This window comes from Haladaptatus sp. HS23 (assembly GCF_056892285.1).
In genome coordinates this window covers 688010-708128 of the sequence record NZ_JBXGLH010000002.1, presented here as the reverse complement: position 1 = coordinate 708128, position 20119 = coordinate 688010, and the positions used below count along the sequence as shown (strand labels likewise).

The 20119-nt window shown below is 63.7% G+C and carries 28 protein-coding genes; 13 read left to right on the top strand and 15 right to left on the bottom strand.

The genetic code is table 11. The features are described 5' to 3' along the window. The first annotated feature begins 12 nt into the window (after positions 1 to 12). Together AC1XDK_RS09915 and AC1XDK_RS09910 are read left to right on the top strand one after the other, a co-directional pair. Positions 13 to 687: a type I 3-dehydroquinate dehydratase gene (locus AC1XDK_RS09915; RefSeq protein WP_483349725.1), complete on the top strand. Its 675-nt coding sequence runs from the start codon at positions 13 to 15 to the stop codon at positions 685 to 687. 183 nt (positions 688 to 870) lie between these two features. After that, positions 871 to 1287 carry a DUF7575 domain-containing protein gene (locus AC1XDK_RS09910; RefSeq protein WP_483349724.1) on the top strand — a complete coding sequence of 139 codons (417 nt, stop codon included), beginning with the start codon at positions 871 to 873 and terminating at the stop codon, positions 1285 to 1287. Here the strand turns inward: AC1XDK_RS09910 and AC1XDK_RS09905 are convergent. Further along, positions 1274 to 2443, bottom strand: coding sequence for a 3-dehydroquinate synthase II (locus tag AC1XDK_RS09905; protein ID WP_483349723.1), 1170 nt, complete (start codon positions 2441 to 2443; stop codon positions 1274 to 1276). The two genes, AC1XDK_RS09910 and AC1XDK_RS09905, sit on opposite strands and share 14 nt — an antisense overlap. A gap of 159 nt (positions 2444 to 2602) precedes the next feature. Here AC1XDK_RS09905 and AC1XDK_RS09900 point away from each other — a divergent pair, with 159 nt between their 5' ends. Continuing rightward, a complete protein-coding gene (locus AC1XDK_RS09900; protein ID WP_483349722.1) occupies positions 2603 to 3274 on the top strand; it encodes an HAD family hydrolase in 672 nt (223 codons plus the stop codon). On the opposite strand, the gene AC1XDK_RS09895 is transcribed toward AC1XDK_RS09900, so the two are convergent. Genes AC1XDK_RS09895 through trpC form a run of 4 tightly spaced genes read right to left on the bottom strand, consistent with a single transcriptional unit; the run spans position 3275 to position 6911 of the window. Next, the gene (locus AC1XDK_RS09895; protein ID WP_483349721.1) at positions 3275 to 4069 is read right to left on the bottom strand and encodes a 2-amino-3,7-dideoxy-D-threo-hept-6-ulosonate synthase; all 795 of its coding nucleotides are present in this window, start codon (positions 4067 to 4069) and stop codon (positions 3275 to 3277) included. It lies immediately after the preceding gene. 21 nt (positions 4070 to 4090) lie between these two features. Next, a complete protein-coding gene (gene trpA / locus AC1XDK_RS09890; protein ID WP_483349720.1) occupies positions 4091 to 4921 on the bottom strand; it encodes a tryptophan synthase subunit alpha in 831 nt (276 codons plus the stop codon). Next, positions 4918 to 6159: a tryptophan synthase subunit beta gene (gene trpB / locus AC1XDK_RS09885; protein ID WP_483349719.1), complete on the bottom strand. Its 1242-nt coding sequence runs from the start codon at positions 6157 to 6159 to the stop codon at positions 4918 to 4920. Before trpB ends, trpA begins: the two co-directional genes overlap by 4 nt. Beyond that, positions 6156 to 6911 carry an indole-3-glycerol phosphate synthase gene (gene trpC / locus AC1XDK_RS09880; RefSeq protein ID WP_483349718.1) on the bottom strand — a complete coding sequence of 252 codons (756 nt, stop codon included), beginning with the start codon at positions 6909 to 6911 and terminating at the stop codon, positions 6156 to 6158. The genes trpB and trpC overlap by 4 nt, the downstream gene beginning before the upstream one ends. 85 nt (positions 6912 to 6996) lie before the next feature. Here trpC and AC1XDK_RS09875 point away from each other — a divergent pair, with 85 nt between their 5' ends. Together AC1XDK_RS09875 and AC1XDK_RS09870 are read left to right on the top strand one after the other, a co-directional pair. Continuing rightward, a complete protein-coding gene (locus tag AC1XDK_RS09875; RefSeq protein ID WP_483349717.1) occupies positions 6997 to 7458 on the top strand; it encodes an MGMT family protein in 462 nt (153 codons plus the stop codon). 174 nt (positions 7459 to 7632) lie between these two features. Beyond that, positions 7633 to 8232, top strand: coding sequence for a GNAT family N-acetyltransferase (locus tag AC1XDK_RS09870; RefSeq protein WP_483349716.1), 600 nt, complete (start codon positions 7633 to 7635; stop codon positions 8230 to 8232). A 102-nt stretch (positions 8233 to 8334) separates the two neighbouring features. Here AC1XDK_RS09870 and AC1XDK_RS09865 read toward each other — a convergent pair whose 3' ends face one another. The 3 genes from AC1XDK_RS09865 to AC1XDK_RS09855 all read right to left on the bottom strand — a co-directional run bounded on the left by AC1XDK_RS09865 (position 8335) and on the right by AC1XDK_RS09855 (position 10112). Continuing rightward, positions 8335 to 9057: a methyltransferase domain-containing protein gene (locus tag AC1XDK_RS09865; RefSeq protein ID WP_483349715.1), complete on the bottom strand. Its 723-nt coding sequence runs from the start codon at positions 9055 to 9057 to the stop codon at positions 8335 to 8337. Beyond that, positions 9054 to 9446, bottom strand: coding sequence for a nascent polypeptide-associated complex protein (locus AC1XDK_RS09860; RefSeq protein ID WP_483349714.1), 393 nt, complete (start codon positions 9444 to 9446; stop codon positions 9054 to 9056). The genes AC1XDK_RS09865 and AC1XDK_RS09860 overlap by 4 nt, the downstream gene beginning before the upstream one ends. A 195-nt stretch (positions 9447 to 9641) precedes the next feature. Beyond that, positions 9642 to 10112 (bottom strand): PUA domain-containing protein, encoded by a 471-nt coding sequence (locus tag AC1XDK_RS09855; RefSeq protein ID WP_483349713.1) that lies wholly within the window; start codon positions 10110 to 10112, stop codon positions 9642 to 9644. 142 nt (positions 10113 to 10254) lie between these two features. Between AC1XDK_RS09855 and AC1XDK_RS09850 the strand changes: the two genes are divergently transcribed. Further along, on the top strand, positions 10255 to 10431 hold the full coding sequence (locus AC1XDK_RS09850) for a DUF8178 family membrane protein (protein ID WP_483349712.1): 177 nt from the start codon (positions 10255 to 10257) through the stop codon (positions 10429 to 10431). On the opposite strand, the gene AC1XDK_RS09845 is transcribed toward AC1XDK_RS09850, so the two are convergent. The 4 genes from AC1XDK_RS09845 to AC1XDK_RS09830 all read right to left on the bottom strand — a co-directional run bounded on the left by AC1XDK_RS09845 (position 10428) and on the right by AC1XDK_RS09830 (position 12018). After that, positions 10428 to 10925 (bottom strand): LabA-like NYN domain-containing protein, encoded by a 498-nt coding sequence (locus tag AC1XDK_RS09845; protein ID WP_483349711.1) that lies wholly within the window; start codon positions 10923 to 10925, stop codon positions 10428 to 10430. The genes AC1XDK_RS09850 and AC1XDK_RS09845 overlap by 4 nt on opposite strands. 49 nt (positions 10926 to 10974) lie before the next feature. Then, positions 10975 to 11616 (bottom strand): metallophosphoesterase family protein, encoded by a 642-nt coding sequence (locus tag AC1XDK_RS09840; protein ID WP_483349710.1) that lies wholly within the window; start codon positions 11614 to 11616, stop codon positions 10975 to 10977. Positions 11617 to 11689: 73 nt separating this feature from the next. Then, positions 11690 to 11821, bottom strand: coding sequence for a DUF8070 family membrane protein (locus tag AC1XDK_RS09835; protein WP_483349709.1), 132 nt, complete (start codon positions 11819 to 11821; stop codon positions 11690 to 11692). Beyond that, positions 11776 to 12018, bottom strand: a complete 243-nt coding sequence (locus AC1XDK_RS09830; RefSeq protein WP_483349708.1) for a DUF8070 family membrane protein — start codon at positions 12016 to 12018, stop codon at positions 11776 to 11778. The genes AC1XDK_RS09835 and AC1XDK_RS09830 overlap by 46 nt, the downstream gene beginning before the upstream one ends. A gap of 358 nt (positions 12019 to 12376) precedes the next feature. Here AC1XDK_RS09830 and dapA point away from each other — a divergent pair, with 358 nt between their 5' ends. Genes dapA through AC1XDK_RS09800 form a run of 6 tightly spaced genes read left to right on the top strand, consistent with a single transcriptional unit; the run spans position 12377 to position 18055 of the window. Beyond that, on the top strand, positions 12377 to 13267 hold the full coding sequence (gene dapA, locus AC1XDK_RS09825; protein ID WP_483349707.1) for a 4-hydroxy-tetrahydrodipicolinate synthase: 891 nt from the start codon (positions 12377 to 12379) through the stop codon (positions 13265 to 13267). After that, positions 13264 to 14025, top strand: a complete 762-nt coding sequence (dapB, locus tag AC1XDK_RS09820) for a 4-hydroxy-tetrahydrodipicolinate reductase (protein ID WP_483349706.1) — start codon at positions 13264 to 13266, stop codon at positions 14023 to 14025. The genes dapA and dapB overlap by 4 nt, the downstream gene beginning before the upstream one ends. Further along, positions 14022 to 14864 carry a 2,3,4,5-tetrahydropyridine-2,6-dicarboxylate N-succinyltransferase gene (locus tag AC1XDK_RS09815; protein ID WP_483349705.1) on the top strand — a complete coding sequence of 281 codons (843 nt, stop codon included), beginning with the start codon at positions 14022 to 14024 and terminating at the stop codon, positions 14862 to 14864. Before dapB ends, AC1XDK_RS09815 begins: the two co-directional genes overlap by 4 nt. Beyond that, complete coding sequence (gene lysA, locus AC1XDK_RS09810) at positions 14861 to 16111, top strand: diaminopimelate decarboxylase (RefSeq protein WP_483349704.1); 1251 nt, start codon at positions 14861 to 14863, stop codon at positions 16109 to 16111. Before AC1XDK_RS09815 ends, lysA begins: the two co-directional genes overlap by 4 nt. Next, positions 16108 to 16944, top strand: coding sequence for a diaminopimelate epimerase (gene dapF / locus AC1XDK_RS09805; protein ID WP_483349703.1), 837 nt, complete (start codon positions 16108 to 16110; stop codon positions 16942 to 16944). Before lysA ends, dapF begins: the two co-directional genes overlap by 4 nt. 4 nt (positions 16945 to 16948) lie before the next feature. After that, complete coding sequence (locus AC1XDK_RS09800; RefSeq protein ID WP_483349702.1) at positions 16949 to 18055, top strand: M20 family metallopeptidase; 1107 nt, start codon at positions 16949 to 16951, stop codon at positions 18053 to 18055. Positions 18056 to 18366: 311 nt separating this feature from the next. On the opposite strand, the gene AC1XDK_RS09795 is transcribed toward AC1XDK_RS09800, so the two are convergent. Next, positions 18367 to 18708: a DUF5518 domain-containing protein gene (locus tag AC1XDK_RS09795; protein WP_483349701.1), complete on the bottom strand. Its 342-nt coding sequence runs from the start codon at positions 18706 to 18708 to the stop codon at positions 18367 to 18369. Between the two features lie 33 nt (positions 18709 to 18741). Then, a complete protein-coding gene (locus AC1XDK_RS09790) occupies positions 18742 to 18960 on the bottom strand; it encodes a zinc ribbon domain-containing protein (RefSeq protein WP_483349700.1) in 219 nt (72 codons plus the stop codon). Positions 18961 to 19047: 87 nt separating this feature from the next. On the opposite strand from AC1XDK_RS09790, the gene AC1XDK_RS09785 reads away from it, so the two are divergent. Next, on the top strand, positions 19048 to 19419 hold the full coding sequence (locus tag AC1XDK_RS09785; protein ID WP_483349698.1) for a DUF2127 domain-containing protein: 372 nt from the start codon (positions 19048 to 19050) through the stop codon (positions 19417 to 19419). Positions 19420 to 19449: 30 nt separating this feature from the next. Here AC1XDK_RS09785 and AC1XDK_RS09780 read toward each other — a convergent pair whose 3' ends face one another. Continuing rightward, positions 19450 to 20109 (bottom strand): SRPBCC family protein, encoded by a 660-nt coding sequence (locus tag AC1XDK_RS09780; RefSeq protein ID WP_483349696.1) that lies wholly within the window; start codon positions 20107 to 20109, stop codon positions 19450 to 19452. Positions 20110 to 20119: the final 10 nt, after the last annotated feature.

Sequence of the window (20119 nt, the reverse complement as noted above, 5' to 3'; positions counted from 1 at the left end):
CGAAGTCGACGTATGGACTTCGATTCCTTTTCGCTCGCTGTGAGCACGGCTGACCTCGGCGACGAACCCCCCGCCCGTGAACACGCCGATATCGTCGAATTCCGCATGGACCTCGCCGCCGACCCGCTTTCGATGCTCGCGTCTTACGACGGCGAACTACCCCTTCTCGCCACGAATCGCGCCGAGTGGGAGGGCGGCGAAGCGACCGGCGACGAGCGACTTGACGTCCTCCGCGAAGCGGTCGACCATCCGGCAGTGGGTGCAATCGACCTCGAACTGGAAACCCTGTTCACCACGCCCGGCGAGGAACTCGTCGACCACGCCCGCGACAACGACGTGCTCGTCGTCGCATCGCTTCATGACTTCGAGGAAACGCCGTCACAGAAGCGGATGCGCGAACTCCTCGAAAACTGTACGGACCACGCCGACGTGGGCAAACTCGCCGTCACCGCCCAGTCCGAATCCGACGTCCTCGACCTGTTCCGCGTCACGAACCTCCTCACGGAGCGCGGGAAAACCGTCGCGACGATGGCCATGGGCGAAGTCGGCCGTCACTCGCGCGCCGTCGCTCCGCTGTACGGGTCGAAAATCGGTTACGCGCCGCTCGACCCCGCCGACGCGACTGCTCCGGGCCAGTACGACGTCGCCACGCTCTCGCGACTTATCGACGAACTTCGTGGCGAGTAGTTTCACCCATCCGACCGGACATCCCCGAATCGAATTCGTTCGAAGCGGTCGTTTCCGGATTTTCGTCCCAAACCGCTCTCGATACCGACCGTTTGCCGTCGATTTACGCCTCGCTCACGGCGTTCGTCCGGTAAAACACCGTATCGGAAGGGTTTAACACGTTCCACCAGCTATCAACGACTAGTGACACGGAAGAAAAAACGCCCGTGGTTCGCGGCCCTGTGCGCGCTCATCTATCCCGGAGCGGGCCATCTCTACCTTCGGGAGTGGCTTCGCGCGTTTCTCTGGTTCGGATTCGCGTTCCTGACCGCCTACCTGTTCATCCCGCCGGAGGTCGTTCAGGCGGTCGAGAGCAGCGGGTGGAGCGGGTACATGCAGGCGAGCCAAAACCTCCACTGGGAACAGTCCCTCCCCGTTCTGTTCGTCTCGCTGTGTAACATCCTCGACGCCTACTGGTCCGGGGTTCGAAACAACCGCGCCGTCCAAGACGCCGCCGAGGGGACGACACGCTGTCCACACTGTGGGAGAAAGGTGGACGACGACCTCGACTTCTGTCAGTGGTGTACGTCGTCGCTCGAAACCGACGCTACTGCTCAATAATACTCTCTTCGACGCTCTCGCCGAAGTGTCGTGCACCGCCTTCGAGGAACAGTTTCACTTCGTCGCCGACTTCGATGTCCGTCACCGCTTTTCGTCCGTCCGGCGTCGCGACTTTGATGGTTTCGGCGTTTTGCAAGAGCGTCTCCACGCGGTCCCCGTCGTCCGTCTCGACTTCGAGGCGGAACATGGGCCGCTTCTCGATTTTCACCCGACCGACCACCGCTTCGCGCGTCTTGCCGTCGGTATCGACCACCTGCACCTCGTCGCCGCTCTGGAGTTCCGCGAGGTATTTGGTCCCGCCGCCGGGGGTTCGAACGTAGGCGTGGACCGCCCCCGCGTTCACTCGGAACGGTCGTGACGCGACGTACGGCGACTCGGCCGTTTCGGCGTGGACGAAAAAGAGGCCGCGCGACATCGACCCGATGAGCATGCCCTCGTCGTGTTCCATCAGCGACCCGGTGTCGACACAGACACGGTCCGCGCTGCCGGTCTGCTCGATAGTGAGGACCTCTCCCCATTCGAAGTCCAGCGTTTCGCGTTCTGCGGCGTCACGAACCTCCACGGTGGAGCGGATTTCGTCCGGATTGTCGCTGTCCAGCAGGACGGCGTCCGCGCCGAGTTCCAGCGTCTCGAACGCGGTTCGTGCCTCCTCCGCGTTCGTCACGCCGGCCACGAGGTCCGTCTCTTCCCCGATTCGCGCGATGAGGTTTTCGAGCGGGATGATGGTCCAATCCTCGCCGACGACGATGGTGTACTCCGCGTCGTCCGCCGCCGCCTCGGCGAACGCTTCGTACTCCTCGCTGAGGATGCGAACGTAGGCTCCCTCGGCCTCGTCCTCCCGTCGGAGCGTCGAGAGGTCGGCGGACCCGGAGAAGTCGGACGGGAGGTCTACCGTCCCGTCCCCTTCCCCGCCTTTGCCGACGATTCGGGCGTCGGCCCGTTCGCGTTCGTCCTCTTCGGCGTTGAAGACGTGAACGTCGCCCTCGGAGCGAAACGCCGCGACGTTCACCTCGCCGAGTTCCCGGACGCGCTCTACGTCGTCGTCGTCCACTAAAACCCAGTCCACACCGGCCTCCAAACCGGCCGTGATTCGTTTGCGTCGGGTGTCCCAGTCGCCGACCGAGGAGTCGGCCTTCAACCATACGGAGCGTGTCATGCTGAATCGCTCGTAGGCCCACGGCTTGAACGTGGCGGAATCCGCAACTTCTCTGCGCCCCGCTGACGAATTTCCCGCATCGTCGGGGATTCACGGGTCATGCACTCCGGCAGGGGAAACGCCGCACCTTTTTCCGCCGTCCTCGAATACCACTATCGAATGACCGATTTCGATGCGGTTCTCTTCGACCTCGACGCCACGCTCTGCGTCTCCGACCAGAACGAGGAGGCCCTCATCGCGGACGCGTTCGACCGGGTTTCGGTCGAACAGTACTGCACGCTGGACGATATCATCGCCGCGGTGGACGGGATTCCGATAGCCGAAACGTCACACGAGTTCTACGAGTTCTGTTTCGCCGCCGCGGCGCGAGAGGCGGGCGTCGAGGAACATCACGCGTCGGCACTCGCCACGGCGTACGAGGCGTGTCTCGACCACTCCGCGGTTTCGTTCCGTCCCGGCGCCGAGGCGGCGTTGGAGGCCGCCAGCGGAACGAACCTCGGACTCGTGACGAACGGGGACGAGGCGTCACAGAACACCAAACTCGACGCGTTGGGTATCGCCGACGCGTTCGATACGCTCGTCTTCGTGGACCCAAGAAACGGCGTCCCGCCGAAACCCGACGCGGCACCGTTCGAGAAGGCGCTGACCGAACTCGGGACGACACCGGACGATGCGCTCCACGTCGGCGACTCGCTGCGGGCGGACGTCGCCGGTGCGAACGCGCTCGGAATCGACTCCGTCTGGGTTCCCCACGACGAGCGTGCGATGGAACCCACCCCCGAACCGACGCACACGCTCACCTCGCTCGTGGAGTTTCCCGAACTGCTATAATCAGACTTCGACGGACAGTCCGGCCTCGTCTAACGCGTCCTCGGCGGACAAGTCGTCGTGGACGACGCCGCTCACGGCACGGGCGATGGCTTCCGGGTCGTCGTGTTGGAAGACGGACCGACCGATGGAGACGCCCGCCCCGCCCGCGTCCATCGCGCCGCGAACCGCTTCGAGGGTCGCCTTGTCGCCTTCCGGCGCGCCGCCCGCGATGACGACGGGGAGGCGCGTCGATTCGACCACGTGTTCGAAGCTGTCCGCGTCGCCGCTGTAGGCGGTTTTCACCACGTCGGCACCGAGTTCCTCCGCCAGTCGCACCGCGTGACCGAGGCTCTCGGCGTCGTGTTCGTCGACTCCCGGCCCGCGGGCGTAGGACATGGCGAGGACTGGAATCCCGAATTTGCTCGCCGTGTCACACACCTCCGCGAGGTCGGTGATCTGTTTGGGTTCGTAGGTGCTGCCGACGTTGATGTGGAGCGAGACGGCGTCGGCACCCGCCGCGATGGCCTCCTGTACCGTCCCGGTCATCCGTTTGTCGTTCGAGTCGGGACCGATGACGGTCGAGGCGTTCAGGTGAACGATGTACCCCGCGTCGTTCTTGTTCGGATGCACGCGCGGTGCGATGCCCTTCTGCGTGAGAACGGCGTCGGCACCCCCTCGCGTTACCGCGTCGATGGTCGATTCTATGTCCTTCAGGCCTTTTACTGCGCCCAATGTGATGCCGTGGTCCATCGGGACGATGATGTAGCGCCCGTCGGACCCGATTCGGTCGAGTCGCGCTGTGATTCCTGTGTCCATTGTATGTGACTCTGTAGCAAGCTAGTTTGAAGTCCGTTCCGGTTCCGGTATCTCTTGTTCCCCTTCGCGTGCCCCGGATTTGAGTTCCGCGGCTTTGGCTTCGAGGCGTTCCGCGACGTTCTCGCCCGACGCGACGATGTCGACGAGCGCGCTTCCGACGACGACGCCGTCAGCACCCGCCGAGACGATTTCCCTCGCGTGTTCGCCTTCGCTCACGCCAAAGCCGACGGCTTTGGGCAAGTCGCTTCCGGCCAATCGTTCCAGACTGTCGTGCGTGTCGCCGCTCACGTCCGCCTGTGCGCCCGTCGTTCCCATCCGGGCCTGCACGTAGACGAATCCCGACGCCTGTTCGGAGATGCGCCGTTTGCGCGCGTCCGTCGTCGTCGGCGCGATGATGAACACCAAATCGAGTCCGTACTCGTCACACGCCAAGCGGAGCGGACCGCTCTCTTCGACGGGAAGGTCGGGGACGATGAGCCCCGAAACACCGGCCTCCGCGGCGGCGGACACGAAGGACTCGACGCCCTCCTCGCCTCCATACTGATAGATGAGATTGTAGTAGGTCATGCAGACGACGGGGACCTCTACATCCAAATCCGAAACGAGTTCGAGGTAATCGTCCGGCGTCATCCCGCCGGAAAGAGCGCGCTGGATGGCGTTCTGAATCGTCGGGCCGTCCGCGATGGGTTCCGAGAACGGCAGGCCGAGTTCGACCACGTCCGCGCCGCCGCGAACGAGCGCCCGGACGTACTCCTTCGTTTCTTCGATACCCGGGTCGCCGGCGACGACGTACGGAATCAGGGCGGGACCGTCGGAAAAGGCCGATTCGAGGTTCGAAGGGGAGGTATTCATTCGAAGACCCCCATACTCGGTGCCGCGTCGATACCACGGTTTGCACTTTCCTCGATGACCGTGTCGAGGTCCTTGTCCCCTCGGCCGGAGACGTTGACGACCACGAGGTCGCCGAGGTCGTCCGATTCTTCCAAGTACGCAACCGCGTGGCTCGACTCCAACGCGGGGATGATTCCCTCCAGTTTCGAGAGTCGGTGGAAGGCTTCGAGCGCCGCGTCGTCATCGACGCTAACCGGCGTCACCCGCCCCGTCTCCACGAGGTGGGCGAGTTCCGGACCGACGCCGGAGTAGTCGAGTCCCGCGCTCACGCTGTGTGATTCGAGGATTTGGCCGTCTCGGCTCTGGAGGAGTTTCGTCCGGGCACCGTGAAGCACGCCATCTCGACCCGTTCCCAGCGAGGCCGAATGGGGGGCGACGCCCTCGTCCTCGTCGATGGTCAGACCCGAACCGCCCGCTTCGACGGCGAACAGCGAGACTGTTTCGTCGTCTACAAAGTTGTGGAACGCGCCCATCGTGTTCGACCCGCCGCCCGCACAGGCGACGACGCTGTCCGGAAGTCGCCCGGCCTGCTCCCGAATCTGTTCGCGTGCTTCCTCGCTGATGACGGACTGGAAGTCGCGGACCATCTTCGGGAACGGATGTGGGCCGACGACGCTCCCGATGACGTAGTGGGTGTCTTCGACGTTCGTCGCCCAGTCGCGCATGGTCTCGTTGATGGCTTCCTTCAGCGTTCCCGACCCCACATCGACGGGGTTCACCTCGGCGTCGTGGGTTCGCATCCGGAAGACGTTCGGCCGCTGGCGGTTGATGTCGGTGCGGCCCATGAACACCTCGCAGTCGATGTCGAGGTACGAGGCGGCCATCGCGGTTGCGGTGCCGTGCTGTCCCGCGCCCGTCTCGGCGACGATACGCTCTTTGCCCATGTACTTCGCCAGCAGCACCTGTCCGAGCGCGTTGTTCAGTTTGTGCGCGCCGCCGTGGAGCAGGTCCTCGCGTTTGAGGTAGATGTCGCGGTCGTACCGCTCGCTCAGCGCGTCGGCGCGCTGGAGCGGCGTCGGTCGGCCGCCGAAATCGCGGAGGTGGCGGCGGAACTCGTCCATGAAGCCGTCCTCGTTGTCGAGGACGTAGCGTTCGTAGGCCGACTGGAGTTCCTCGATTGCAGGCATCAGCACCTCGGGGACGTACTGGCCGCCGTACTCGCCGAACTTCGTCTCGTTTATCTCGTTCGTTTCGCTCATGCGTTCACCAACCTCCGCGTGTTGTCGCCGACGTCGCCGTCCATGATGGCGCTTCCGACTAACAGGGCGTCCGCCCCGGCGTCGCGCATTCGTTCGACGTCTGCCGTCGTCGCGATACCGCTCTCCGCGACGAGCGTCGTGTCCTCGGGGACCACGGGCGCGACCGATTCGAACGTCCCCAAGTCGACCTCCAATCGCGCGAGGTCGCGGTTGTTCACGCCGATGAGGGTCGCTCCCGCATCGAGCGCCTGTTTCAGTTCGTCCCCGTCGTGGACTTCGACGAGAACCTGAAAACCGCGCTCACGGGCGGCGACCAGCAGTCCCTTCAAGTCGTCCACGAAGCGAACGATGAGAAGCACGAGGTCGGCGGCGACCACGTCCAGTTGCTCCTCTCGGACGAGGAAATCCTTCCGGAGAATCGGAACGTCGACAGCCTCACGGACCCGCCGGAGGTTCTCGGGACTGCCGCCGAAATGCTCTGGTTCGGTGAGGACCGAGAGGGCGGACGCCCCGTTTTCCACCATCGTTTCGGCCAGTTCGACCGGGTCGTCGGTTCGTTCCCCGTCCGTCGTCGGACTGGTGGGCTTTACTTCCGCAATCAGCGGCACCCGCCCGTTTTCCTCCGCGTCCGCGAGCGCGTCCGGGAACGAGCGTGCGTCCACGGACACACGCCCCGTCGTCTCGGGCGTTCGTTCCCGTGCGGCCCGGAGGATGGACTCGACCGCGGGTGCGAGCGCACCATCTACGTTCATTGTAGTACATCAACGGACTAGTTTGTACATAAGGTTTGCGTCCGCGGGACGAATCTTGAAGGTCATGAGGTTCGTTTCCGTGGCTATGGACGAGACTGCCGGAATCTACGCACAGCAATCCCCGTACTTGGAGCGCGCCGTGCAGATCGGCGTCGCCAGCGGGCGCGTTCTGCGCGTGACGTTTCCGCACGAGGCCGACGACGACGCACTGGAAGACCACGCCGTCCTCGACCGCATCATGGCGTATCTGGAGGGCGTCGAGGACGACTTTTCGGACGTACAGGTCGCGCTCACCCTTCCGACGGACCAACGAAGCGTACTGGAATCCGTCCGTAACGTCCCCTACGGCGAGCAGGTGAACGTCGAAACCATCGCGCGGATGACCTCCGGAATCGACCACTCGGAGGAGGTGGACTTGGAACTCGTTCGGACGGCGCTCGATGCGAACCCCGCTCCCGTTTTGATCCCCGACCATCGCGTTCGCGACGGGCCGAGTTCCGCCCCGCCGGACGTCGAACAGAAACTACGCTCGTTGGAAGGGCTCTGAAACCCGTCGTTCGCGCCCCGAAAACGGGCAACAGACACCGGTATCCTCCGAAATTATCGGCGCTTTGTCTCCGGATTTTCGACAGCGTGATTGGATAGTTGCTCCGTCTCGGACGACGATTCCGACGCCCGAATCACGGATGACTTTTTGTCGTTTGCGAACGTATCTCTCGATATGTACGTCCGGGATGCCAAAAACCGCGAGGAGGTCTGGTTGCTCGACAGTATCGAGGCGATGGGGCTCGACGAAACCGCCTTTCGTTCCCGGGATTACGTCGTCGTAGTGGACGAAACCTCGGGCGAAAAAGCCGGGTTCGGGCGGATTCGAATCCACAAGCCGGAAGACGCCCCCGAAATCTGTGAGCTGACGAGTATCGGCGTCGTCGAACGGTGGCGGGGTCAGGGCGTCGGCGCGCACGTCATCGAACGCCTCACCGACAAGGCGAGCGACGACGACTTCGAGGAAGTGTACGCCCTCGTCGGCGTGCCCGACTTCCTCACCCAGTTCGGGTTCGAACCCATCGAAACGGACGAACTGCCCCCGAAACTCCGCGACCGACTCGAAACGAAACGGGAGGAAATCGAACCCGACGCCATACCGATGGTCCTCCCCGTCTCCTCCTTTGCGATGCCCGACCACCTCCGCGAACGGTTCAAGGACGCGGGACCGCACGACGTCGAACAATCGGACGAGGATGATGCCGAGGAGATGGCCGAGGAGTTCGGCATCGACCCCGACGAGGCGACCTACAAGTACGACACCGGTAGGCACTGACGACAACCCGTTTTCGACCGGCCGTTTCGAACCAGTCCCGAATAGCGTCCGCTACTGTGAGTGCGTCGAAAGAAAAACGATATCGAGAACCGCCGTCTCGCGCTACGTCTTCCGCGCGAAGGTGAGATAGCCGGTGTGGCCGACCGGACTCGTGGTCGGGCGCGTTCCCCGCTCGTCGAAGTCCATCTCGCGCTGGATGGTCTCCATCGTCCGAACGTCGTCTAAATTCGCTTCGCGGGCGGCCGATTCGACGTCGCGGGCGCTCTCCACGAACGGCGCGTAGACGCCGAGCGACCCGCCGTCCCCGAGCAGGTCCTGTGCGTGTGCGACGACGTCCGCCGCGTCCGGCGTGTCGAGGGTGACGACATCGAACTCGCCGAGGTCGTCGAGTTCGTCGGTGATGTCGCCCGTTCGGACTTCGACCGAATCGGCCACGTCGGCCATCTCGATGTTGTCGCGGGCCACCTCGGCGAAATCTTCCTTCCGTTCGTAGGTGACGACTTCAGCGCCGATACGGCCGAGATACGCCGCGAGGACGCCGGTTCCCGTTCCGGCGTCCAACACCCTGTCGCCCGCCGCGACACCGGTTTCGCCGACGACGAGTCCGATGTCCCGCGGGAGCATCGGCGCGCCGGTTCGGTCGAAGTGGTGAAACAGGTCGGGGCCGCGGAGTCGCCGCACCGTGAACTCCTCGTCCAAGTGGGTGGCGAGAACGTCGCCGGGTTGGACGTCCTCCGGAACGGTGAGGACGCCGAGGTCCGTCTGTAGCTCCTCGCCGGGATTTCGCAGGTACTCCCGGTCGCCGTGAACGAGTAGAACCGTCACTCCAGTCGCTCTATCGCCGCCGCAAGGTCGCCGTTCTCCGCGTCGAGCGCCTCTCGGGCTTCGTCTTCGGTCGCGCCCGCTCGCTGGGCGACGATCTCCACGTCGGCTTCCGGAATCGCGCCCGCGTCCGTGGACTCCTCGGTACTTTCCGACTCGTCGGAACTACCACCGGACGATTCGCGCGTCTCGGCGTCGCCGACGACCTGATAGGTGTGTTGACCGCGCGCGTCCATTCGGGTCACGTCGGGGTCGCTGAAGACGAGTTCGTCGCCGTCCGCCGTGCGGATGACGACTTCCTCGGCGTCGATGTCGTCCACATCGATACCCATCTGCTTCATCATCTGCTGCATCTTGCGTGGGTCGAGCCCACCGCCGCCTCCTCCAAACATACCCGAACCGTCGGAGCGAACGGGCAAAAACGTGACGCAAACGGTTCGCTCACCAGCCGTCGTCATCTGGTCGGTTGAGGCGGGTGAATCCGTCCTTTCCGGGTCGAACGGTGAGCGTCAATCGGATTTCATCACTCCGTCCGCGAACGGTGACGTACCGCTCTCGAATCCTGTCTCCCCTTCCTGTCTCGCTGCTTACTCGCCCGCGCTGTCACGCACCTTCACGGCCATTCCGGTATCGAAATCGAACATGGCGTCGGCGTCGAGTTCGGCGCGTCCGACGGCGAGGAGGTCGCCGTTTTCGTGGGTCACCAACACCTCGTCACCGGCGCGAACGTCGGGGTCCACGTCGCCGACGAACTTGGCGAAGACGTTCTTGCCGTCCCGGACGAACGGTTCGCTCTCGTCCCCGACGATGACGCGGGCTGCGGGCGATTCGAGGACGGCGGCGATACGGCTCCCTCCTGCGAGGCCGAGCGTGAACCGGCCGTCGGTGGCGTAGGTGACGAGTCGGCGTCCGTCGGCGTGTACTTGCTGTGGTCGCCCGGACGACGAGTGGCGAACTTCGAGGTCCTCCTCGCGTGGGAACAGCGCGGCACCAGCGCCCGCGCCGAACTGGTAATCCGCGGTGATACGGAGTGCGGGCAAATCCTCGTCTTCGGTCATTGCCCCGGATTCGGCGCGGGTGGGTGAAAGGCCTTCGACATCCGATTTCGTGCTATGGTTTATTATGGCTTTGTCACTGAGTACCATGGCTCTGGCTATCGGTTTGAGAGCGATTTATTAGGAGGGAGTCCGAAGACGGCGTATGAACACGAAAGAACTGCTGGGAATCGCGCTTCTCATCGTCGGGAGCGTCATGATCTTCGGCGTCATCTCGATGATCGGTACCTTCGTGGGGAACGCTCTCGCCGGAATCGCCACTATCGCCCTCGCCGCGGGTGCACTGATGTACGGAACGGCCGAAAGCGGTCGTCCGGTTTAGAGGAGGAACGTCTCGGTCCGTTCACTGAGGTCGATGAAACTGTCGGCGGCGGCGACGAGTTCTTCGGCGGTCGATTCTTGGAACCCCATCACTTCCACGCGCACTCCTTCGTGTCGTAGATGCGTCGCCAGTTGTGCGAAGTCGCCGTCGCCGGTGCAGAGAACGACCGTATCGACTTTCGGCGCGAGCGTGATGGCGTCGAGACAGATGCCGACGTCCCAATCGGCCTTCTTCGACCCGTCGCCGAACGTCTTGATGGCCTTTATCTTCGCTTCGAACCCGATGTCGGTCAACGCGTCGAAAAACCGGTCCTCGTCGGGGCTATCGGCCTGAATGACGTAGGCGATGGCACGCGTCAGCTCCCGGTCTTGGGCCGCCTTCGAGAGGAGAGAGGAGTAGTCAATATTTCGACTATAGACGCTTTGAGCAGTATGATAGAGGTTTTGCGCGTCGGCTAAGACCGTGACGCGCTGACCCGGATGGATCTCCGTCATAGATTAGTGTGATAACTACTGCCATAAAGAAGTTGTCTGTCCGATACTGTCACGACGTGGGCGTTTCGTGCCACGTGAGCGTGCGCGTCTCCGGGTCGAGAACGTAGTACCGTTCCCACGTCGGTGCCACGCTGACGACCTTCGTGTCGCCGATGGTCGTCTCCGCGTGCTGGTGATGGTGGCCGATGAGACAGAGGTCGGGGGAGAGTGCGGAGAGCAGGTCGTCGATGTACGAACAGCCGACATCGTACTCCTCGGCAACGGGCAGGCCGTGGGGTGCTTCGTGGGTCAGCAACACGTCCACCGAGCCGAGTTCCATCGCCTGTTCGATGTCCTCGTGGGTGAAGTGACGGCGGCGGTCGCCGACGAGGTTGGCGCGAGGTCGGTCGTACTGCGTCGGTGCGAAATTCCCCGACAGACCGGCGATTCGGAGACCGTCGAGTTCGACGGCGGTGCTTGCGAGCAGGTGTGCGTTTCTGACGCGCGAGTTCGAAATCAGTCCGTTTCGCAGTGCCTCCACGGTGTCGAAATTCTCGTTGTTCCCGCCGATAAACCACGTCGGGGCGGGCAGGTCGTAGAACATCAGATCCCCCAACTGCAGAGTCACGTCTGGGTCCGCCTCGCGGTACGCCGCGAAGAGTGCGCGCCGGTTGTCGTGGTCGTCGGCGTGGGCGTCTCCGAGGACGAGCATTTTCCGAAAATATGTATGGAGGTATGATAAGACCGCCGGATTGTCCTGCGTGGCAACGGCACACAGGCCCTTCCTACCCGACCAGTACGAGCGCGGCGAGGGTACAGACGAGGAGGCCGATGCCGTAAAAGAGAACCTTGACGTCGCTCTGCAACTGGGTCACTCGGAGGTCTTCGGGGTCCGCGATGGTGGTCCGTAGACCCATCGAATCCGCCGTCGCCGTGGTCGTCCCGACCCGAATCGCTCCGCTTCCGCCGACATCAGGAGAACGATGAATCCCAACCCGAACAGGTAGATAAGCACGAGTTCCGATTCGGTGAGAGCGACCACGGCAGCCACCGTGAGTCCCGCGTAGACGAGCGTGTACCGGAAACTACACCGCGCGATAAGGGACCAGTTCATACTGAACATCCCTCATCTCACGGTAAATATTTTCTGCGTAACCGGTTGGTTTTCGGCAAACGACCACTTCTAATCGATTTCCACCCGACTTCGGCCGGTTTCGGACGACTTCTTCCGCCGAGACTGGGACCCCAACGACAGACTCTGCCGTCGGCGTAAGGCATAAGTCACCACGAAACAGCCAATGGAACATGCCTCGTGCTGTGGCGCGCGCCGTGTTCGCGTATCGGCGAACGAGCGACAGCACAGTCGGAAAACGGACAAAACGTGCGGCGTGAGGTTCGCGGCGGGCGTGGCACCCCCGTTTCGAGCCATCTTCGTTTTGCAGCGCGCGACAACCGATTTCCGACACAAACCGATGACAGACACAGACTCACCGTTCCGCGGGGTTTATCCCGCGATGACCACGCCCTTTGCGGGCGACAGCATAGACCACGAACTCCTCCGTAGCGACGCCCAGCGCCTCGAACGCGCCGGGGTCGACGGCCTCGTCCCGGTCGGTTCGACCGGCGAGAGCGCGACCTTGAGCCACGACGAACACGTCGAAGTCGTCGAAACCGTCGTGGACGCCGTCGACATCCCCGTCATCGCAGGCGCGGGCAGCAACGCGACCCGCGAGGCGCTCAACCTCGCACGACGGTCCGCGGACGCCGGCGCGGACGGCCTCCTTCTCATCTCGCCCTACTACAACAAGCCGGAACCGGCGGGAATGGAAGCCCACTATCGAACCATCGCCGACGCCGTCGACTTGCCCCAAATCGTCTACAACGTCCCGTCCCGGACCGGGCGCAACATCGACGTGGAGACGACCGTTTCGCTCGCCGAACACGACAACATTCTCGGGTACAAGGCCGCCAGCGGTGACCTCGGACAGATAAGCGAAATCGTCGAACGGACCCGAGACGAGGCGTTCGCCGTGTTGTCTGGCGACGACGCGCTGACGCTCCCGATGCTCTCCATCGGCGCGGCGGGGACCATCAGCGTCTCCGCGAACGTCGAACCGGAGCGGACCTGCGAACTGGTCGAATCCGCGCTTTCGGACGACTACGCTCGGGCGCAGGAACTCCAGTTCGAACTCGGCCCGCTGTTCCGCGCGCTGTTCGCGGAGACGAACCCGATTCCGGTGAAGGCGGCGATGGAACACCGCGGCTACGGGCCGGACGGCCTTCGACTGCCCCTTTCGGAACTCTCCGACGACCACCGCGAGGAACTCGCGGCGGTACTCGACGAACTGGAGGGGGGCGCGTGACGCGGGTCCTCGTCGGCGGCGTCACGGGGCGGATGGGCCGGGCCGTCATCGCGGCGGCGGACGGACGAGACGACGTAGACATCGTCGCGGGCGTCAGCCGCGACCCGCCGGAAGAAATCGACGGCGTTCCGCTCGAACCGATGGACGAACTCGAAACCGTCCTCTCCGGGTACGAACCGGACGTTCTCGTGGACTTTTCGACTCCCAACGCGAGTCGGGAGTTCGTCGCCGCGTGTGCGGACGCAGGTGTCGCTTGCGTCGTCGGCACGACCGGATTCACGGACGAAGACGAGGCCGCCCTCCGCGAAGCGAGCGAATCGGTCCCCGTCCTGGTAGCGAGCAACTTCTCCCGCGGAATCCAAGCGCTTCTCCGAGCCGTCGAAGGGGCCGTCTCCGACCTCCCCGGCTACGACGTGGAACTGATGGAAACGCACCACGACGGCAAGCGAGACGCGCCGAGCGGGACCGCGAAGACGATTCTCGACCGAATCGCGGCGGCTGGCGGCCCCGACGAGCGGGTTCACGGACGCGAAGGGGATGCACCGCGACAATCCGACGAAGTCGGCGTCCACGCCCGCCGTGCTGGCGGTATCGCGGGCGAACACGAAATCCTGTTGGCGAACGACCACGAGGACCTTCGACTCTCCCATCGCGCGGCCGATAGGGGTGTGTTTGCCGACGGCGCGCTCGACGCGGCGGTATGGGTGGCCGGACGGCAACCGGGACGGTACGAGTTCAGCGAGGTGATCAGCGAATGAGACGTGACAGCGACATACGAAGCGACGTACGGGAACTGTGGCAACGATACGACTCCGGCGAGGTCGACGCGGACAGCGCCGGACCGAACGAACACGAACTCCTCGAAGCTTTCCTCGACGCGTTGGAGGCGGGCGAGGTTCGCGCCGCCGAAAAGCGCGACGGGAATTGGGAAGCGAACGAGTGGGTGAAGCAGGGTATTTTACTGAACTTCGGTCTGCGGAACATCGAGAGCCGAGAGTACGGCGACGTCACCTACCACGACGTGTTGCCGCTCCGCCAGACGGACGACTTTCCCGGTAGGGGAACCCGAAACACGCCCGACGGAACGGTCCTCCGACGGGGTGCACACGTCGGGTCGAGTTGTATCTTGATGAGTCCGAGTTTCGTCAACATCGGCGTCTCCATCGGCGACGGAACGCTCGTGGATTCCTGTGATACCGTCGGTTCGTGTGCTCAAATCGGTGCGAACGTCAAAATCGGCGCGAACGTACTCATCGGCGGCGTCCTCGAACCCGTCGAGGGAACACCCGTTATCGTCGAGGACGACGTGTCCCTCGGCGCTGGCTGTCGCGTCACGTCCGGGTTCGTCGTCGGCGAGGGGAGCATCGTCGCGGAGAACACCCTTCTCACGCCGCGAATCCCCGTCTACGACCTCGTTGACGAGGAGATACTGTACGGCCACTTACCCCCGAATCGCCGCGCGTTCACCCGGTTCGTGGAGTCGAGCCTCGGCGACCACGACCTGTTCGACGGCGGTGCGTACAAGCCCGCCGTCGTCGCCCTCGACGTGGAGGACGACACGCTCGAACAGGTCGAACGCGAGGAGGCGTTGCGATGAGTGCGAGCGCATCCGACGACAACCCGCCGGTACGACGGCTGTCGGACTGGTCGGACGCCCGACTCGACGAACTCGCCAATGATTACGGAACGCCGCTGTACGTCGTCGACCTCGAACGGGTTCGAGAGAACTACGCCCGACTCGCGGCCGCGTTCCCGGGCGCGGACGTACACTTCGCCGCGAAGGCGAACACGTCGTGGACAGTCCTCGAAACGCTCGAAGCCGAGGGTGCGAGCATCGAGTGTGCATCCGCGGGCGAAACGGAGCGGGCTTTCGCCGCCGGGTTCGAGGGCGAGCGTGTCCACTACACCGCCGTCAACCCGCCCGGTATCGACCTCGATCGGGTCGTCGAACTCGCCGCGGACCACCCGGAACTGACGATCACGGTCGGTGCCGCGGACACCATCGAACGGTTGGCCGAGCGCGGCTACGACGGCCGGCTTTGTCTCCGCGTCAATCCCGGCGTCGGCGCGGGTCACCACGAGAAGGTGCGAACCGGCGCGGACGCGAAGTTCGGCGTCCCCTACGACCGAGCGGCATCACTGCTCGAATCGGCCGCGGACGCCTTCGACGTCGTGGGAATCCACGCCCACGCCGGCAGTGGCATCTCGGGCGACGACCTCGGGAATCACCGCGAACTCGTCTCGCGCATGGGTGAACTGGCCCAAACGATCGACCTCGACCTCGAATTCGTGGACGTGGGCGGCGGATTCGGCGTCCCGTACCATCCTGACGACCCGCCGCTCGACCTCGAATCCGTCGCCAACGCGACTCGAGACGCCCTCGGTGATATCGAGGCCACGCTCGTCGTGGAACCCGGTCGCTATCTCGTCGCCGACGCCGGCGTCCTACTGACCCGCGTGAACACTGTGAAGGACACGCCGGAGACGACCCTCGTCGGCGTCGATGCCGGGATGACGACGCTCGCTCGACCTGCTCTCTACGACTCCTATCACCACATCAGAACCGTCGTCGGGAGCGGGGACGGGTCCGCCGTCGAAGCGACAGTCGCCGGACCCATCTGCGAGAGTTCGGACACCTTCGGAACCCACGCACTCGCCGACCCGACCCGTGGCGACCTCCTCGCCATCGGCAACGCGGGGGCATACGGCTACGAGATGGCGAGTCAGTACAACTCGCGGCCACGTCCGGCGGTCGTGGCGGTGGACGGCGACCGGATCGGCGTCGCCCACCGACGCGAAACGCTTGCCGACGTCATCGCGACCGAGGAGGTGCCGTGGGAATGAACCTCTCGTTCGAGAAGTACCACGGCACCGGGAACGATTTCGTCATCGTAGACGCGGACGCGTGTGTCCCCCACCGAGCGCGATTCGCACGAGGGGCCTGTGACAGAGCGGACGGAATCGGTGCGGACGGCGTCCTCTTTCTGGCGCTCGAACCCGACTTCCGACCACCGCGGGTCATCATGACCCTCGTTCAACCCGACGGAAGCACGGCGGAGATGTGCGGAAACGGCGCACGCTGTGCCGCTGTTTGGGCCGCCGAGCAGGCGAACGCGGACGAAGTGATGATAGACACGCTCGCCGGAACCCGCCACGCGACGATACACGACGACGGCGCGACCATCGAGATGGGCGCGCCCGCGTTCGCTCCGGACGCCGTTCCGCTCGCAGGCGATGAACCACTCATCGAATCGCGAGTCGGTGACTACGACGTGACGGCGGTGAACACGGGCGTTCCGCACGCCGTCGCGTTCGTGGACGACGTGGACGCGGTGAATCTCGAACAGGATGCGCCACCGATTCGTCACGCGGACGCCTTCCCGCAGGGCACGAACGTTACCTTCGCCTCGCCGCGCGACGATGGGTTCGACCAGCGCACGTTCGAGCGCGGTGTCGAGGGCGAAACCCGCTCCTGTGGAACTGGCGCGGTAGCTATCGCTGCCGCCGCACGCCGACTCGGACTCGTCGACGGCGAAGGGGTGTCGGTGTCGCCACCCGGTGGCGAACTCGAAGTCACGGTCAGCGACCGAAACGCGACGCTCACCGGCCCCGTCGAACGCGAATTCGGGGGCGACCTCCGTGTCTCTAACGCCGGTCGGTTCGATTTAGAGGCCTGATACCATGGTCGATTTCGACCCAGTTTCGTTCCTCGAAACGGCAGTCCAAACGCCCTCGCACGAGTCAGTTGACGAGATGCGGTCCTTTCTCGTCGAAACCCTCGAATCGGAAGGCATCCATACGACCGTTGACGACGCGGGAAACGTCCTCGCGGGACGTGTCGGCGACGAGGACGGCCCGCACATCGTCCTGAACACGCACATCGACACCGTCCCACCGCACGTTCCGTTTGCGCGCGACGGTGTCGACCGGATTCGTGGTCGTGGCTCCTGTGACGCGAAAGGACCGCTCGCGGCGCTTCTCGACGCCTTTCTCGTGGTCGAACCTACCCGCGGTCGGGTGACACTCGCCGTGACGCCGGACGAGGAGACCGACTCGACTGGCGCGGCCGCGCTTGGCTTTCTTTCCGGCGAAGGAGACCGAGATGCGAGCGAAACTCTCCCCGACGGCGTCATCGTCGGAGAACCGACCGGTCTCGACGTGTGCAACGCTGCACGTGGCCGATTTCAGGGAACCGTGACGCTCCGCGGGGAGAACGCACACGCCGCTCATCCCGATGCGGGTGTCAACGCGATACGCGGGTTGGCCCCCGTGTTGACGGCGCTCTCCACGTTCGATTCCGACCGGGAACACCCCGAACTCGGCGCGCCGACGCTCACGCCGACGACGGTCCGCGGGGGAACGGCGACGAACCAAATTCCCGCGAACTGTTCGTTCGTCATCGACCGGCGTAGCGTCCCGCCGGAAGGTGCAGAGGAGTTCCGACGCTCCCTCGAATCACATCTTCGAGACGCCGTCTCGCGGTCCGTCGAGGTGGACGTGTCGCTTGCCGAACGCGAAACGCCGTTTCTCGAAGCCTTCGAGACGTCCGCCGATTCGAGGTTGGTGCGAACGCTCCGCGACGCCAGTGGCGGCGACGTCCGTCCCTTCGGAGCGGCGACCGAGGCATCCTATTTTGCGGCGGTCGCTCCGACGGTCGTCTTCGGGCCGGGCGTTTTGTCCGATGACGATGGGGCCGTCGCACACGGTCCGCGGGAATACGTTGCCGTCGGTGAGGTACGAACCGCCGCGGATGCAGTGAGGCAGGCGCTTCGAACGCTCGTTCGTTGACTGAGACACTGTCGGCACTCTCGGCGCGATTGGCGAACATCGATTCGACGGCAGCGCACGTCGGTGGTGGACGGTCGAGAACGAGTACCTGCAACGGGTCGGAGGTAATCGGTAATCCTGCTGGTCGCGATGGAATCGGTGCGGTTCGTACCCGGAAATACCGTCGCTCGCCATCGATACCGATGAACAGCAGAGGTGCAAGTCCGACGAACATCCCTTCGACCGATTCGACTACCACGCCACAGGGTGGTCTCGTTCTCCTATTTAAAATCTCGCCGGAGTGGATGTTTTCCGGGTTGCCGTTGCGTGCATTAGAACTCGTCAACCAGATACGCGCCGAGGAGACCACCCAGCGCGCTCAGTCCGACCGTATAGAGCATCGAGAGGATACCGAAAAGGACGATCACCAGCAAGAACCCGTTCGGAACGTACGCGAAGGAGAAAATGCTCACGGCGAACAGTCCGACGAATGCCATCGGAATGGTTGCAATCACACCCGAAATTGCACCGACTCGAATTCCGTCGCCTGTCGTCGCGTGACCCAGATACGCCGCGACAGCGCCGCCGATGACGGGGGAAAGCGGGACGAAGAACACAATCGTGGTCACGACCGCTCCGATGAGTGCGTGAATGATGGAGTCTCTGTTTGTCATTTTGGGTGATGGAAAACGGCGGTCGGTGGCGGTTCAGCCCAGGAAGACGTCCACGATGTCGCTTCCGCGGTTGCCGACGTCCTTGTACAGTTCGGAGTAGCCGCAGTTGGAACAGGAGACGACGGTGAAACTCTTCGTCTGGATGTCGAACATCTTGCTAAACCCTCCGCCGGTGGTCGAGATGGAGTCCGTGGTTACTTCGGTGTGACCACACTTCGGACAGCCGGAGGTACCGCGTGTATCGGGGTCCATACGGCGAGGAATGAGTATGCGAGGGATAAATACTTCGTGGTGGATACGTCAACGAAGCTTATTACGGTTCACTTTCTATCGAACAGTATGGCTACAAACCGCTCCGCCTACGGACGGAACCCGCAGTCCGCCCCGCTCGGCATCAAAATCATCTGTGTCCTCGCTGCACTCGGTGCGGTTGGGGGTCTCCTTCGAGGCTTCGGCGCGCTGTTTTCCTCCCCGCTCGGCTTCATCATCGGTGCTATCGTCATCGTTTTCGCGCTCGCCAAACTCGCCGTCGTGTGGGGTCTGTGGACGCTTCAATCGTGGGCGTGGACGCTCACGGTCGTCGTGTATGGACTCAGTCTCCTGATGGACGTGCTTCGATTCTTTACGGGTCATCTCGCCGCCATCTTCGGCATCGTCATCGGAGGGTTGTTGTTGGCCTACGTCTACAGCAAACGGGACTATTACAAGTAATCGCCTGGCGTCACGCTCGGCTCCCGTTTTTCACGCCCCGTATTTCGACGACTCGGCACGCTCTTTCACCCCGAGAAGCATCTTGCGTTCCATGACGAAGTGGGCCGGTTCCCAGAACAGGTAGTCGGCGACCTTGCCGCGGAGGGCTCGTTTACCCTGCGTGCGCATCCGAACGACGAACCGAGTCGTTCCGTCGTTCATCGGATGGAGGACGAACGCCCACGTCCATCGCGGCGAGTCCACGAGCGGATGAACGACCAACGCTCGCCCCGCATCCAACACCGCCACTTCGAGGGTAGATTCTTCGGTCTGGGCCGGGTAGTCTTCGGGCGCGAGTCGGACGATGTCCCCCGCTTCGAGGTCCTGATACCGAGGGAGGATTCGGTCGGCGTTGTGGATGTCCGCGCCGACGAGGTTTTCCAACCAGTCGTAACTGTAGAACCCGGCACGGCCCTGTCCGATCTGGACGAGCCACGGCCACACGTCCTCTACGGGGGCGTCGATGGTGATACCGTGGGTGACTTCGGATTTCGAATCACGGAGCAAGTCGTCGCCCGGTAGGGTCCCTTCGACTTCCTCGTCGGTCGCACCCCACCGCAGGTGCCACGGCCGAACGAGAAACCAGTAGGCGAGCGCGACGACCGCGATGAGCGGTCCCGCCAAACGGCGTGGCTCGTATTTCGACGACATGAAAACGGGT